Origin of the sequence: Streptomyces sp. IBSNAI002, assembly GCF_052244475.1 — a bacterium.
GTDB lineage: Bacteria > Actinomycetota > Actinomycetes > Streptomycetales > Streptomycetaceae > Streptomyces.
The window spans coordinates 6676351-6689705 of sequence record NZ_JBQPXG010000002.1; the positions used below are offsets into that span (position 1 = coordinate 6676351).

General features: G+C 72.6%; 10 protein-coding genes. 6 read left to right on the forward strand and 4 right to left on the reverse strand.

The features are described 5' to 3' along the window. Genes wecB through ACTVZO_RS31595 form a run of 5 tightly spaced genes read left to right on the forward strand, consistent with a single transcriptional unit; the run spans window position 1 to window position 5220 of the window. On the forward strand, window positions 1-1164 hold the full coding sequence (wecB, locus tag ACTVZO_RS31575) for a non-hydrolyzing UDP-N-acetylglucosamine 2-epimerase (protein WP_443301562.1): 1164 nt from the start codon (window positions 1-3) through the stop codon (window positions 1162-1164). Between the two features lie 19 nt (window positions 1165-1183). Beyond that, window positions 1184-1858: a chain length determinant protein gene (locus tag ACTVZO_RS31580; RefSeq protein ID WP_443301563.1), complete on the forward strand. Its 675-nt coding sequence runs from the start codon at window positions 1184-1186 to the stop codon at window positions 1856-1858. After that, complete coding sequence (locus ACTVZO_RS31585; RefSeq protein WP_443301564.1) at window positions 1855-3315, forward strand: oligosaccharide flippase family protein; 1461 nt, start codon at window positions 1855-1857, stop codon at window positions 3313-3315. The genes ACTVZO_RS31580 and ACTVZO_RS31585 overlap by 4 nt, the downstream gene beginning before the upstream one ends. Further along, a complete protein-coding gene (locus tag ACTVZO_RS31590) occupies window positions 3312-4406 on the forward strand; it encodes a hypothetical protein (protein WP_443301565.1) in 1095 nt (364 codons plus the stop codon). Before ACTVZO_RS31585 ends, ACTVZO_RS31590 begins: the two co-directional genes overlap by 4 nt. A 13-nt stretch (window positions 4407-4419) precedes the next feature. Continuing rightward, a complete protein-coding gene (locus ACTVZO_RS31595; RefSeq protein WP_443301566.1) occupies window positions 4420-5220 on the forward strand; it encodes a glycosyltransferase family 2 protein in 801 nt (266 codons plus the stop codon). Here the strand turns inward: ACTVZO_RS31595 and ACTVZO_RS31600 are convergent. Further along, complete coding sequence (locus ACTVZO_RS31600; protein ID WP_443301567.1) at window positions 5217-6188, reverse strand: glycosyltransferase; 972 nt, start codon at window positions 6186-6188, stop codon at window positions 5217-5219. The two genes, ACTVZO_RS31595 and ACTVZO_RS31600, sit on opposite strands and share 4 nt — an antisense overlap. Beyond that, window positions 6134-8155: an O-antigen ligase family protein gene (locus ACTVZO_RS31605; protein WP_443301568.1), complete on the reverse strand. Its 2022-nt coding sequence runs from the start codon at window positions 8153-8155 to the stop codon at window positions 6134-6136. The genes ACTVZO_RS31600 and ACTVZO_RS31605 overlap by 55 nt, the downstream gene beginning before the upstream one ends. A gap of 80 nt (window positions 8156-8235) precedes the next feature. On the opposite strand from ACTVZO_RS31605, the gene ACTVZO_RS31610 reads away from it, so the two are divergent. Next, on the forward strand, window positions 8236-8985 hold the full coding sequence (locus ACTVZO_RS31610) for a hypothetical protein (protein ID WP_443301569.1): 750 nt from the start codon (window positions 8236-8238) through the stop codon (window positions 8983-8985). A gap of 17 nt (window positions 8986-9002) precedes the next feature. Here the strand turns inward: ACTVZO_RS31610 and ACTVZO_RS31615 are convergent, their stop codons facing one another. Together ACTVZO_RS31615 and ACTVZO_RS31620 are read right to left on the reverse strand one after the other, a co-directional pair. Continuing rightward, the gene (locus ACTVZO_RS31615) at window positions 9003-10052 is read right to left on the reverse strand and encodes a glycosyltransferase family 2 protein (RefSeq protein WP_443301570.1); all 1050 of its coding nucleotides are present in this window, start codon (window positions 10050-10052) and stop codon (window positions 9003-9005) included. Continuing rightward, window positions 10049-13348, reverse strand: a complete 3300-nt coding sequence (locus tag ACTVZO_RS31620; RefSeq protein WP_443301571.1) for a DUF4082 domain-containing protein — start codon at window positions 13346-13348, stop codon at window positions 10049-10051. The genes ACTVZO_RS31615 and ACTVZO_RS31620 overlap by 4 nt, the downstream gene beginning before the upstream one ends. Window positions 13349-13355 lie beyond the last annotated feature (7 nt).

Here is a 13355-nt window from a genome sequence, read left to right on the forward strand (position 1 = left end):
ATGGGAACCACGGAAACCACGGGAACCGCGCGAACCACGGGACACACCGCCCGGATCATCTGCGTCGCCGGGGCGCGCCCCAACTACATGAAGATCAAACCGGTGATGGACGCACTGGAGCGCCGCGGCGCCGAGGTGGTCCTCGTCCACACCGGCCAGCACTACGACGAGTCCATGAACGAGGTGTTCTTCCGCGACCTCGGCATCCGCGCCCCCGACCGCTACCTCGGTGCCGGATCCGGCAGCCACGCCCAGCAGACCGGCCGGGTGATGGCGGCCTTCGAGCCGCTGGTCGAGGAGGTGGCCCCGGACGCCGTGGTGGTGGTCGGGGACATCAACTCCACCCTCGCCTGCGCCCTGGTGACCGCGAAGGCCGGCCCGCTGCTCGCCCACGTGGAAGCCGGACTGCGCAGCCGTGACTGGGGCATGCCGGAGGAGGTCAACCGGGTCGCCACCGACCGCGTCAGCGACTACCTGCTGGCCCCCTCGCCCGACGCGGCCGCGAACCTGCGGGCGGAGGGCTACCGCGAGGACCAGATCCACGTCGTCGGCAACGTCATGATCGACACCCTCCTCGCCAACCTGGACCGGGCCAGGCGGTCCGACGTCCTGGACCGCTACGGGCTCACCCGCGGCGGATACGGCCTGGTCACCCTGCACCGCCCGGCCAACGTGGACGATCCCGGCGCCCTGCGCGGCCTGCTGAAGGCCCTCGGCGAGATCGCCGGCCGCTGCCCGCTGCTGCTGCCCGTGCACCCGCGGGCCGCCGAGCGGCTCGCCGAAGCGGGGGTACCCGACGGCATCCGGCTGGTGCCGGCCGCCGGGTACCTCGACTTCATCGCCCTGCAGGACTCCGCCCGCCTGGTGCTCACCGACTCCGGGGGCATCCAGGAGGAGACCACCGCCCTGGGCGTGCCCTGCGTGACCCTGCGCGACAACACCGAGCGCCCCATCACGGTCGAGCAGGGCACCAACGTCCTCGCGGGCACCGATCCGGAGCGCATCGTGGCCACCGCCCAGCGGGTCCTCGACGATCCGCCCGCGCCCCGCTGCCCAGAGCTGTGGGACGGCCGCGCCGGAGACCGCATCGCCGGGGTCCTGCTGGACGGCGGGACCGCGCGGACGCGGCTCAGACCGACCGATCTCGTTCCGCGGCAACCGTAGTCACAAGAGGGGGAAGACCATGGACCTCGCCGAGATCTGGCGAGTCATGCGCAGGCGCTGGTACGTGCTGCTGCCCGGGCTGGCGATCACGGCGGCGCTCACCGCCGCCGTGTACCTGCTGGTTCCGGTGGAATACCGGTCGCAGAGCACGGTGACGCTCCTGAACTCGAAGAAGGCCACGGTGGCCTTCGACGGCAACCCCTTCCTGAGCACCCAGGCCTCGCTCACCGGCATGGCCGACGGCCTGGCCCGCAACCTCAACTCCGACGACTCCGTCGCGGACCTCAAGTCCCTCGGGCTCACCGGAGTGCACGAGGCGAAGATCGCCGACAACGCCCAGGGCCCCTTCATGTGGCTGAGCGTCACCGGCACGGACCCGGCCGCCGTCCTGAAGTCGGACGAGATCCTCACCGCCTACGCCGAGAAGCGGCTGACGGAGTTCCAGAGCCAGCAGTCGGTGGCGCCGGAGGCCATGATCCGGATGACGACGATCGTGCCCCCGCAGAAGCCGGAGGCGCAGACCAAAACCAGGCTCCAGTACCTGGTCATGGCAGGGGCACTGGGCTTCGTGCTCAGCCTGGTCGCGACCTTCTTCGTCGAGGCCCGCAAGCGGCGGCCCGGCAGGCACCGGCCCGCCGGGGGACCGGTCGCGGAAGGCTCCCCGGACGCCGTCTCCGTCGGGGCGTCGCCGTGACCGGCGCCGCGGCCGGCACGCGGACGGCCGCCCCCGCGCCGCCCCCGTCCCTCGGCCGCAAGGTCGGCTCCGCCGCCCGGTGGAGCCTGGTCAACACCGTGGTCATGCGCCTCGGCAACTTCGTGACGGGCATCATCCTCGCCCGCTACTTCCTCGGCCCCGAGGCCTGGGGCGTGTACGGCATCGCCCAGACCGTCCTGCTCGTCCTGCTCTCCGCGAACGAACTCGGCGTCTCCCTGGCGATCGTGCGCTGGGAAGGCGACCCGCGCCGCTTCGCCCCGACCGTCCTGAGCCTGAGCGCGGCCTCCAGCTGCCTGCTGTACGCGGTGCTCTTCGCGCTCGCCCCGGCGGTGGCCGGGGTACTGGGCTCGCCCGAGGCCACCGGCGTCCTGCGGGTGATGTGCGTGGTCGTGGTCCTCGACGGCCTGTCCCAGGTGCCCGCGGGCTTCCTCACCCGCGCGTTCCAGCAGGGCCGGCGGATGGCCGTGGACGCGGTCAACTTCGTGCTCAGCACCACCGTCACCCTGCTGCTGGCCGTCCAGGGCTGGGGCGCGATGAGCTTCGCCTGGGGCGCCGTCGCCGGCAGCGCGGGCGCGCTCGCCGGCTGCTGCCTCGCGGCCCCCGGCACCCTCAGGTTCGGCTGGGACCGGGAACAGGCCCGGGCCCTGCTGCGGTTCGGGCTGCCGCTCGCCGGAGCCAGCCTGCTGGCCCTGGGCGTCGCCAACGTACCGCCCATGGTGGTGGGTTCCACCCTGGACCAGCTGGCGCTCGGCTTCTACGTGCTCGCCTTCAACATCTCCGGCTGGCCCGTACGGATCGTCTCCGAAGCGGCCCGCCGCGTCTCCTTCGCCGGGTTCTCCCGGCTGGCCGGGTCACCGAAGGCGCTGGCCGACGGGTTCGGCCGCGGCCTCGCCGTCCTGGTGACGGCCACCGTCCCGCTCTGCGTGCTGCTGGCCGGTCTCGCCGGGCCGATCGTGGAACTCGTCTACGGAGAGCGGTGGGGGCCCGCCGCCCGCGCCCTGCCCTGGCTGATGGCACTCGGCCTGATCCGCATCGGCTGCGAACTGGCCTACGACTGCCTGGTGGCCATCGGGCACCGCCGCTCGCTGATCGCCGTCCAGGCTCTGTGGCTCCTCCTCCTGGTCCCGGTCCTCGTGGCGGGCGCCCGTACCGGCGGGATCGCCGGGGTGGCCCAGGGCCAGGTGCTGGTCGCCGCGGTCGTCGTGGTGCCCGTGTACCTCGTCGCCCTGCACCGCGGCGGGATCCGCTTCGCCGTCGTCGCCCGGGCCTGCGCCTGGCCCTTCCTCGGCGGCGTGGTGATGTCCGCCGTGGTCGTCGGGCTGGCGCGCCAGCTCGGCGGCGGGGTACCCGCGCTCGCCGCCACCGCGGCCGCCGGCGCCCTCGCCTACGCGCTCTGCGTCCTGCCCAGCCGCGGCCACCTGCGCGGCGCACCGTGATCCGCGACCGGAAGCGGTTCGCGGCCTGGGCGTTCGCCGCGGTGCTGCTGGCCGTCGTACTCGCCTGGTGGCAGGCCGGCCGGACCGGCGTGGGCGACCCGTCGGCCGCGCCCGGGTCCGCCCCGTCGCCCGCGCCCTCCGCCCGCGCCTCCGGCGCACCGTCCGGGACGCCCGCCGCGACGCCGTCCGCGTCCCCGTCCGCGTCCCCGTCCGACCCCGCTACGGGCACCGCCGGACCCCCGGCCGGCCCCGGCACCCCCTCCCCGAAGGCCTGCACCGTACCCGGAGACTGCGGATACCCCGACGCGAGGAGCACCGGACCGCGGATCGCCCTGGAGCGGCACGACACGGGGAACATGTCCGTCAGGAAGGACGGCACGGTCATCAAGGGCTGGGACATCCGCGGCTCCCTGGACGTCTACGCCAACGACGTCACCGTCATCGACAGCCGGATCACCTCGGCCAACTGGTGGGGGATCAACCTGCGTCCCGGCTTCAGCGGGCTGAAGGTCCTGCACACCACCATCACGGCGGTGCCGGGCAAGGGCCCCGACAACGGCGGAGTGAACTACGCCGTCTCCAACATGGGCGGCAGCTCGATCGAGGTCGGCTGGTGCGACATCTCGGTGTTCGGCAACGCCCTGTCCATGGGCCAGGGCGATCTGCACGACAACTACGTCCACGACCTCGTCGCCTTCCGCAACCAGGGCGGCGAATGGCAGCACACCGACGCCGTCATCAGCGGAGGCGGCAACAAGGGCCGGCTGAGCATCCGGCACAACACCCTGCTCAACTCCACCGCCGTGGACCGGGGAGCCACCGCCGCCGTCGGCCTGTTCGCCGACACCGGCACCGTCACTTCGGTCGTCGTCGAGAACAACTGGCTGGCCGGGGGAGCGTACGCGCTCTACGGCGGCGGCCCCGGCGCGACCGGGATCCAGGTCACCGACAACGTCTTCTCCACCCAGTACCACCCGAACAGCGGGGCCTACGGTCCGGTCACCGCCTGGAACGCGGGCGGCGCGGGCAACGTGTGGCGGGGCAACCGGATGTCCGACGGCAGACCCGTCACCCCCCAACCCGCCGGCTGACGAAGGTGAGTCCATGATGCGCCGTCTCGCGCGCGCCCCCTGGGAACTGCTCAAGCGCGCCTTCGGCTGGCTGGTGCTCTTCGAGGCGCGCAACAAGATCCTGCTGGCCCCGTCCGCCGTACGGCTGCGGCGGTTCGAGGACGCCGAGACCGCCCGGCTCGCCGCCGTGCTCGGCCGGCCCCCGGCCGCCCTCGTCGCCACGGTGATCGCCACCCACCGGCGCCCCGAGGCGCTGCGCGCGGCGGTCCGCTCGGCGCTCGGGCAGACCGTGGCCGACCAGGTGGTCATCGTGGTCGACGACGGCGCGGGACTCCCCGGACTCGAGCCGCATCCGCGGCTGTTCGCGGTGTCCCTGGCCCGCAACACGGCCACCGCGGGCGTCGTGCGCAACGTGGGCATCCGGCTCACCCGCTCGCGGTACGTGGCCTTCCTGGACGACGACAACCTGTGGGAGCCCGACCACCTGGAGCACGCCCTCGCGGCGCTGGAGCCGCCCGGCGGGCCCGACGCCGTGTACACCGCGCTGCGCAGGGTGCTGCCCGACGGCACGGAGCGGGACGTCCTGTCGGTGCCCTTCGACCGCCGCCGCGCCGCCCACGAGGCCTTCCTGGACACCAACGCCTTCGTCGCGCGCCGGACCCGGGCCCTGTTCTTCAGCAGGCTGCGGCGCACCCCCGAGGTGCTGCCCCGGGAGGACTGGGAGCTCGTCCGCCGCTACGCCCGCCGCCACGAGGTGCGCCACCTGCCCCGCCCCACCGTCCGCTACCTGGTCAACCCGGAGAGCTTCTACACGGCCTGGGACGGCACAGCCTAGGGGCCGGGGGTGGCCCGCAGGGCGGAGCGGCCGGCCAGGGCCCTGGCGGCGGCGCGGCTCGCCGGGCGGCCGAGCGCCGCGCGCGAGGCCTCCCGCAGCAGTACGGCCGTCCGGAAGGCGGCCGTAGCCGCCGGTCCGTGCCGGCGGCCGTAGAGCCGTACGCGGTTGAGCGTCAGCAGGGTCCACAGCCGGGGCGACACCTGGGAGTCCCCGCCGAGGTGGGTGGCGGATGCCGCGGGTTCGAGGCGGGTGCGGAAGCCGAGGTCGCGGGCGCGCAGGCAGTAGTCGGTCTCCTCCGAGTAGAGGAAGAAGGACTCGTCCCAGGCGCCGCAGGCGTCCAGGCACGGCCGGGACAGGGCCATGAGCGCCCCGGTCGCCCAGTCCGCGACCGTCGCCCGCTCGTACGCGGAGGGATCCGTGACCAGCTCGCTCCAGCGCGGGAACCGCCCGGCCCGGCGGTTGCCCAGCACCGCCTCGCCGAGCGCCCGCGTCACACGGGACTCGCGGCGCAGCGAGAGCAGCAGCGTCCGCCCGTCCTCCTCGTACAGCAGCGGGACGCTGATCCCGACCCGGCCGCCGTCGGACAGCGGGGCGCCGAGCGCGTCCACGAGCACCTTGGCGCAGCCGCGCCGCATCCGGACGTCCGGATTGCACACCAGGGCCGCGCGGAAGCCGCCCTCCCACCCCGCGGCGGCCCCGAGGGCGGCGTTCACCCCGGCCGCGTAGCCGGCGTTGCGGCCGGTCTGGACGACCGTCGCCTCCGGGGCCAGCGAGCGGACCAGGTCCACGGTGCCGTCGGCGGAGTCGTTGTCGGCGACGACCAGGCGCCAGTCGAGGCCCGCCATGCCCGCCGGCAGCGAGGCGAGGAACTCCGGGAGCACGGCGGAGCTGTTCCAGGTGACGACGAGGACCGCTACGGGGCCGGTACCGGGATCCGGTCGGCGGGCGGCTGGCTGGTTGGACTGCATGGGGACTCCACGGTTGCGGGTTCCGGCGCCGTACGCCGGACGAACCCGAGGTAGCTGCCTCCGGCGGCGATCGTCAGGAAGAACATTCCGGCGAACATCGGGAAGCTGAGGGCGTCGAAGGTTGCGGCGATGACGAGGGAGACCAGGGCCGAGGCGAAGAAGGCCTGCCCCAGCTCCCGGTCGGACTCGGTGCGGGCCAGTCTGCGGATGGCGCCGCCCTGGTGGATGCCGGTGAACAGCAGGACCAGGAGCGCGAGCAGTCCCACGAGGCCCATTTCCGCCAGGGTGAGCATGTACTGGTTGTCGGTGAAGAAGAACAGCTCGGGGAGGAAGGTTCCGAAGCCCCGCCCGAACAGGGGGCGTTCGTCGAGGTAGGGGACGATCGCGCTGTACTTGACGGTACGGGCCTGGGTGCTGCTGTCGGAGTTCGTCAGGAACGAGGCGAAGAGCGCGGTGATGGTCCCGATCAGCCCGGGGATGATCACCTTGAAGCAGGCCACCGCGCCGATCAGCAGGCCGATCGCGCTCCACCGGCGCTCCGGCTTCCAGCGCAGCACCATCACCAGCACCACGATGAGCGCCCCGATGATGGAGGTCCGCGACACGGTCAGCGGCAGCGCGCCCCCCATCAGCACCACCGGCCCCCACCGGCGCCAGGCCTTCAGGTGCCGCCGTACGGGGTCGAAGGCCTGCTGCACGGCGAAGGGCAGCAGGATGGCGAGCATCCCGCCGAACTCCAGGGGCTGCGCGGTGGTGGAGCGCGGCCGGGTGAAGGAACCCCGGTCCAGGGTGGTGATCTGGGCGACGGCGGACTGGAGTCCCGGGATGCTGATCTTGTCGGCGATGTTGGTCGCGGTGAAGAAGTCGTAGAAGCCGATCGCGGCCACCACCGCCCCCATCACCACGGCCCGGCGCAGCAGCACGTCCAGGCGCGAACGGTCCTGGATGCCGGCGGAGACCAGCACCACCAGGGACACCCACACGAGCAGCCCGATCAGGCCGCGGTCCGCCGCGAGCACCTCCTTCTGGGAGGCGGCGCGCAGGGCGTTGGCGAGGTACGAGGCCAGTACCGATGCGGCCAGCAGACACATCACCACGCGCGGCAGCCGGGTGCCGGGCGCGGGGCGGATCCGGCCGGTGAACCAGGCCGCCAGATACCAGAACAAGCCGAGCAGGGCGAAGACGTTGGCGGGGGTGCCCACCCCGCCGAGTCCGGGCAGGGTCAGGTTCGAGGGGATGAAGAAGGCCAGCGCCAGATAGCCGGTGAGCACGGCGGTGGCGTCCAGCTGGCGGCCGCGGGGCCGCCTGCGCCAGCGCCCCTTGCGCCGCGCGTCCGCGGAGGCGGCAGCGCGCCTGCGGCGCAGGGCCCCCAGCAGGCCGTCCGTCACGAAGGAGAGTGTGAAGCCGGCGGTGGTGCCGAGGATGACGACTCCCAGCACCTGCTGGTAGCGGCTCTTGAGCTGTGGAACCGGCGTCTGCGGCAGCACCACCGGGGTGGTCTGCACGAAGTACGCGGGCTGTACTTTGGCCGCCGCCTGGAGGGCGCCCAGCTGCTCACCGGCGAACTCGGTGAGCGTAGTGGTCTCCCTGAGCACCTTCCCCCGGTCCGTCCCGGTGACGGTCAGCGTGAGCATCGGCCCCGAGGTGTTCGCCGCGAAACCCACGGTGTAGGGGTCCGTCACGCCGAGGGCGTGCAGGTTGCGCGCCGCGTCCGTCCCCGACAGGGTCCTGATCAGCACGTCCGCGGTCACCACCAGCGAACCGCCGGCGTTCGCGATGGGATTGCCGAACGAGGGGGCCAGTTCGGCCACCGCTGCGGAGTCGATCAGCGCCACCGAGCTCTGCGACTGGTAGGACACGGGCACCGAGCGGTAGAGGTGCAGACCCGCGAGGAGGCTGATCAGGGTCAGCGGCAGCATCACGTACCAGCGGCGCCGCAGCACCGCCACTATGTCACCGATGCTCACGAACACCCCGTCCGCGTACCGGATTTGATGGCGGGCCTACCCGTGTCCTGGAAGGATCGATCACGACGGAAGGAATCCCCGTGTCGCCTGGTGAGTTGGTCCGCGCGCTGCGTCGGCGCTGGTACGTCCTGGTCGTGGCGATGGCGCTCGCGGCCGCCGGAGCACTCCAGGTGCTCCGCCCGTCCGTGACGTACCTGAGCTCGGCGATCGTGGTGCTCAAGCCGCCGGTCACCGGCAGTCAGCCGAACCAGCTCGCCAATCTCCAGCCGCCGCTCGCCGCCGTCTCGTACGCGGCGGTGCAGCAGCTGGCCTCGCCCGCCGGGGAGGCCGAGCTCAGGGCCGCGGGCGTCACCGGCACCTACCGGCTGATCCCGCGCAACAGCGGGACCAGTGTCACCCCGCGCTATCTGATCCCCTCCCTGCAGGTCCAGGCGGAACAGGCCGATCCCGCCGCGGCCGACACGGCCGTGCGCACCGTCATCGAGACCTACTCCAAGCACCTGACGGACATGGAGACGCAGCAGGGGATCCCGGACCCGGCGCGCATGAGCGTGTACGTCCTGGTGCCGCCGACCGCGGTCGCGCAGCACGGCACCAAGAGCCGGGGCCTGGCCGGGGTCGCCCTGCTGGCCGCGCTCGGCGGGGTGCCGGCGGCCCTGTGGACCGACCGGCTCCTGCTGCGGCGACGCGGGCGGGGCCCCGGCCGCGCCCGCCGCGAGGCGGCCCCGGCCGGGGCCGAAGCCCGGACCGGAGCCGAGGGCGGAACCGAAGCCGAAGCCGGCGCCGCGGCCGGAACCGGGCGGGCGCCGGCGGTGGCCGCCTCCCGCTGACGGATGGTGGCGCTGCATCAGATTCCCCGGCGCTTCCACGACTGCCACCACAGCCATTCGCGGCCCCGGTCGGCCACCGCCGACAGCACCAGCGGCTGGAGGTAGGGCATGGCCCGCGCGCCGATTCGGCGGCGCAGGCCCAGCGCCCGGTACTCGGCCAGCGACGCGTACCCGCCGGGCAGGCACTGCGCGGCGAACTCCACCAGCTCGTCCACCGGCACCACCGCCGTGCGTCCCCGGTCGTACGCGCGGTAGGCGCGCCGCAGTGCGTACCGGGCCAGCCGGGTTCGCGCCGCGACCGACAGCCGGTCGGCCTCGGGGAGCAGCCCGGCGCACTTGTCCAGCACCGAGTCGAAGGCGACGAGCCGCTGGCGCAGGTCGTCGAGCTGCCCGCCGAAGTCCGTGGTGGACATGTTCTCGCCGTGCACCCGGTAGAAGGCCTGATCGGCCCCGCGCACGTAGCCCACGTCGGCGTGCGCCGCGAGCCGCATCCACATCTCGATGTCCCCGGCGTGCGGGAGCTGCGGATCGTAGCCCCCGACCTTGCGCTGGAGACTGGTCCGCACGACCACCTCCGGTGAGGTGATGCACCCGGTGCCCTCCCGGAACCGCCGCTCCAGCCACCACCGCCCGGGGTAGACGACCGACCCCGTACCGTGCGTACGGGCCGCGGGCAGCGGCCCGCCGTGCCGGAAGCGCAACGGCCTGCCGTAGGCGAAGCCCGCCTCCGGATGTGCGTCGAGCAGGGCGGCGGACCGTACCAGGGCCCCGGGGACCAGCCGGTCGTCAGCCGAGAGCAGGGCGACGTAGTCCCCGTCGGCCCACTCCAGCAGCCCCTCGTTGTAGGTGGCGATGTGCCCCTGGTTGTGCTCGTGGACCCGGACCTCGATCCGCGGGTCGCCCGCCGCCAGGGCCCGCGCGACGGACGCGGAGTCGTCGGGCGAGGCGTCGTCGATGATCAGCACCCGGACGTCGACGCCCTCCTGTTCGTCCAGGACGCTCTTGACGCAGTCGGCCAGGAAGTGGCCGTACTTGTAGCAGGGGATCACCACGCTGACGGTGCTCACTGGCCGGACACCTCCGTGGAACCGTCCGACTGGACGCCGGCCGGCGGCGTCGTGGTGAAGATCGGGCCGACCCAGTAGTTCACCGAGCCGAAGGTGTGGGAGGGGAACGCGGTGGACGCCCCGTACTTGTAGAGCCCGTTCGCGCTGCCGGGCGTGTCCGCCGGAGCCACCAGCGGGTAGGAGCGGTGCGCGCCGCTGAAGTAGCCGCCGTCCACCGAGTAGTTGCCGTTCGGTGCGTGGTACGAGGCCACGTACGTGGTGCCCGCCGTGATGGGCACGGGCGTCGCGAACTGCAACTGCTGCCAGCCCGACAGGGTTTCGCTGCCGAAGGTGCCGGTGGCCAGCAGCGTGCCGGAGGCGGACCACAGGCTGCCGGTGTGGGTTCCGGTGTTGCCGGGGCCCTTGTAGAAGGTGACGCCGGTGATGTAGCCGCTGACCGCCGACTGGAAGCGGGTGCCCAGCTCCACCGAGTTGGCGTCGTCGCCCACGTTGGCGGTGCTCGGTGTCGCGCTGCCGCTCCACAGCGTGCACGGGCAGGTGACCGTCGGAGGACTCGTGCTGGTCGTGAAGTTCCAGGTGACCGGTGCGGCCATGGCGTTGCCCCACAGGTCGGACGCCTGGACGGACGCCGTGTACGTGGTGTTCAGGGCGAGTTCGGAGGACGGGGTGAAGGTCGCGCGGTTCGAGACGGACAGGACCTTGGTGCCCGGGACGGTCGAGCCGCCGGCGTCCTTCACGGTGAACACCAGCGAGTCCGCGTCGACGGCGGTGCTGAAGGTGGCCGTGACGGCCGCCGTGATCTGCGTGCCGGTCGCCGCGGACTGCGGAGAGGTGGCGGTGACGGTGGGCGGCGTCGTGCTCGCGGTGGAGGTGTCCAGGACCGCGTCCACCCAGTAGTTGCTGCCCGAGGAGGCGGTGGACGGGAAACCGCCGGTGGCGCTGTAGCGGTAGACGCCGTTGCCGCCGTCGGTGCCGCTCTTCAGCGCGGTCAGCGGGGCCAGGCCCGCGTCACCGGCCGCGAAGGTGGTGTCGAAGGAGTAGCCGCCGTTCGGGGCGAAGTAGGAGGCGATGTAGGTGGTGTTCGGTTTGACGGGCACCGGGCTGGAGAAGTTCAGCTGCTGCCAGCCGGACGCCGTCTCGTTGGTGAAGGTGCCGGTGGCCAGGCGCTGGCCGGTGCTGCTCCACAGGCTGCCGGTGTGGGTGCCGGTGTTGGCGGGGGACTTGTAGAAGCGGACGCCGGTGATGGAGCCGGCCACCGAGGAGCGGATCTTCACGCCGAGCTCGACGGCGCTGCCGTCACCGGCGTTGACGGTGCCGGGCACGGCCGCGGCGGGCCACACGGTGCAGGGGCACTGCTGGGGACCGACGGTCAGCGGCACGGTGGTGGTCGCGCCGATGTTGACGCTGTCGTCGACCGCGCGCACCTTGATCTGCACGGAGCCGGGGACGGTCGGGGTCCAGGTGTAGCTCCAGGTCCCCAGGCCCGTGCTCTTCTTCCAGGTCGTGCCGCCGTCGGTGGAGACCTCCACCCGGGCGACCACGCCGCCGCCGGTGTCCGCCACCGTGCCCGTCACGGTCACCGGCCGCAGCGCCGGCACGGTGGCGTTCGCCGCGGGGCTGGTCACGGTGACGGCCGGGCCCGCGGTGTCCGTGGAGGCGGTGGAGGCGACCAGGTCGCTCTGCAGGGACCTGGGCTGGACCCCCATGTCGGCGAACACGTTCACCGTGGCCTGCTGCATGCGCTTGTCCGCGGTGACCACGGTGTCGTCCGGATTGCCGGTGGGCATGTTGGTCAGGCCCCAGGACCACTGCACGGTGCCCGCGCCGAACACCAGCGCGCGCGAGGTCTGGTCGCGGAAGGCGACCAGACTGTGCGTCGCGGTGCCGTTCCCGTAGGTGTTGCCGTAGTCCTTCAGCAGTTTGCCGTCCTCGATGTCCACCGTGGTGGAGGACATCTGGATCTGCCCGGCGGGCCGGCTGGCGTTCTCCACGTCGCTGTCCCACTCGTAGCCGAGGGTGCCGGTGGGGAAGGTCGCGGTCTGCGCGGGCGTGAGGTTCGCGACGCTGGTGTTGCGCCACAGCCGCTGCTTGGCGAAGGTGCCCGGCACGGTGATCGCGTCGCTGCGGTAGCCGTTCACGCTGAACATCGAGCCGGTCAGCTGGTTCTGCGGCTGGAAGGGCCGCCCGCCCGTGGCGCTGGCCGGGTCCATGAAGGTGCCCGTCCAGATCCCGCTCGGGTCGGGGATGCCGTTCGGCTGGGGGAAGGACAGCTTGGTCTCCTTGTAGGACACCAGCGTCCGGTTGGGCGTGGAGGCCCCGTCGATGCTCGGCGCGAGACGGGTCTTCCAGAACACCTCGTTGCCGCTGAAGTACGTCTGGTGGACTCCCGCACTGCGCGCGCTCAGCGCGTTCGTGAACTGGTCCTGGGTCCAGTACTCGTCGTGCCCGGAGGACATGAACACCTTGTGGTTGCGCAGCAGCGTGCCGCCGCGCAGCGACATGTCGATCCCGGACATGTAGCTCACGTCGTAGCCGTTGCGCTCCAGCCACGAGACCATCTGGAACTCGGACCCGTAGATCCCGTTGTCCCCGCCGATGTCCATCGGCCGGTTGTAGCTGACCTCGTACGCCCGCCCGTCCGGGGCGGGTCCGCCGCCGTCGTAGAGGTCCTGGCCGCCGTAGTTGTTGTAGGCCTGCCAGGTCTGGTCGCTGGTCTGCACGACGATGTCGGAGCGGCTGGAGTCGTTGCGGACGACGAACGGGTAGGGCATCACGCCGTTGCCGTCCGCCTGGTCGAAGTTGACCACGTACAGGCCGGAGACGGCGTCGGCCGGCACCGTCCACGTCGAGGTGACCGGCCAGTTGCCGCAGTCGACCAGCCCGGTGGAGGGCTTGGTGGCGCACGCGGCCGGGTTGCCGCCCTGCGGGACGTTCGCCGGGTACGTCTGCGCCGCCTGGGCGGCCGTGGACATCAGCCGGGCCCCGTCGCCGGCGTAGTGGCCCAGCCGGTAGACCGACACGCGGTACGGCGTCGGCGACTGGATCCTGAACTGCACGGTGTCGCCGGCCTGGACGCTCGTCTGGCCGGGGAAACCCTTGATGTCGCCGTACGCGCTGGGCGCGAACCAGTCGGACATCGGCGTGCCCGGTTTGGAGTTCTCGCACACGATCGCGTTCGTGCCCGGACCGCAGGGGTCGGCCGCGCCCGCCACCGAGGCCGGGGGGAGGACCGTGGCCATCAAGGCCGCGATCGCGGTGAAGAGACCGTACCGGAGCAGCCTCGTCCGTCTGTTCATCTGGACC

Coding starts and splice junctions, on each gene's coding strand:
- wecB (WP_443301562.1), top strand. CDS start 1: ATGGGAACCACGGAAACCACGGGAACCGCGCGAACCACGGGACACACC.
- ACTVZO_RS31580 (WP_443301563.1), top strand. CDS start 1,184: ATGGACCTCGCCGAGATCTGGCGAGTCATGCGCAGGCGCTGGTACGTG.
- ACTVZO_RS31595 (WP_443301566.1), top strand. CDS start 4,420: ATGATGCGCCGTCTCGCGCGCGCCCCCTGGGAACTGCTCAAGCGCGCC.
- ACTVZO_RS31600 (WP_443301567.1), bottom strand. CDS start 6,188: ATGCAGTCCAACCAGCCAGCCGCCCGCCGACCGGATCCCGGTACCGGC.
- ACTVZO_RS31620 (WP_443301571.1), bottom strand. CDS start 13,348: ATGAACAGACGGACGAGGCTGCTCCGGTACGGTCTCTTCACCGCGATC.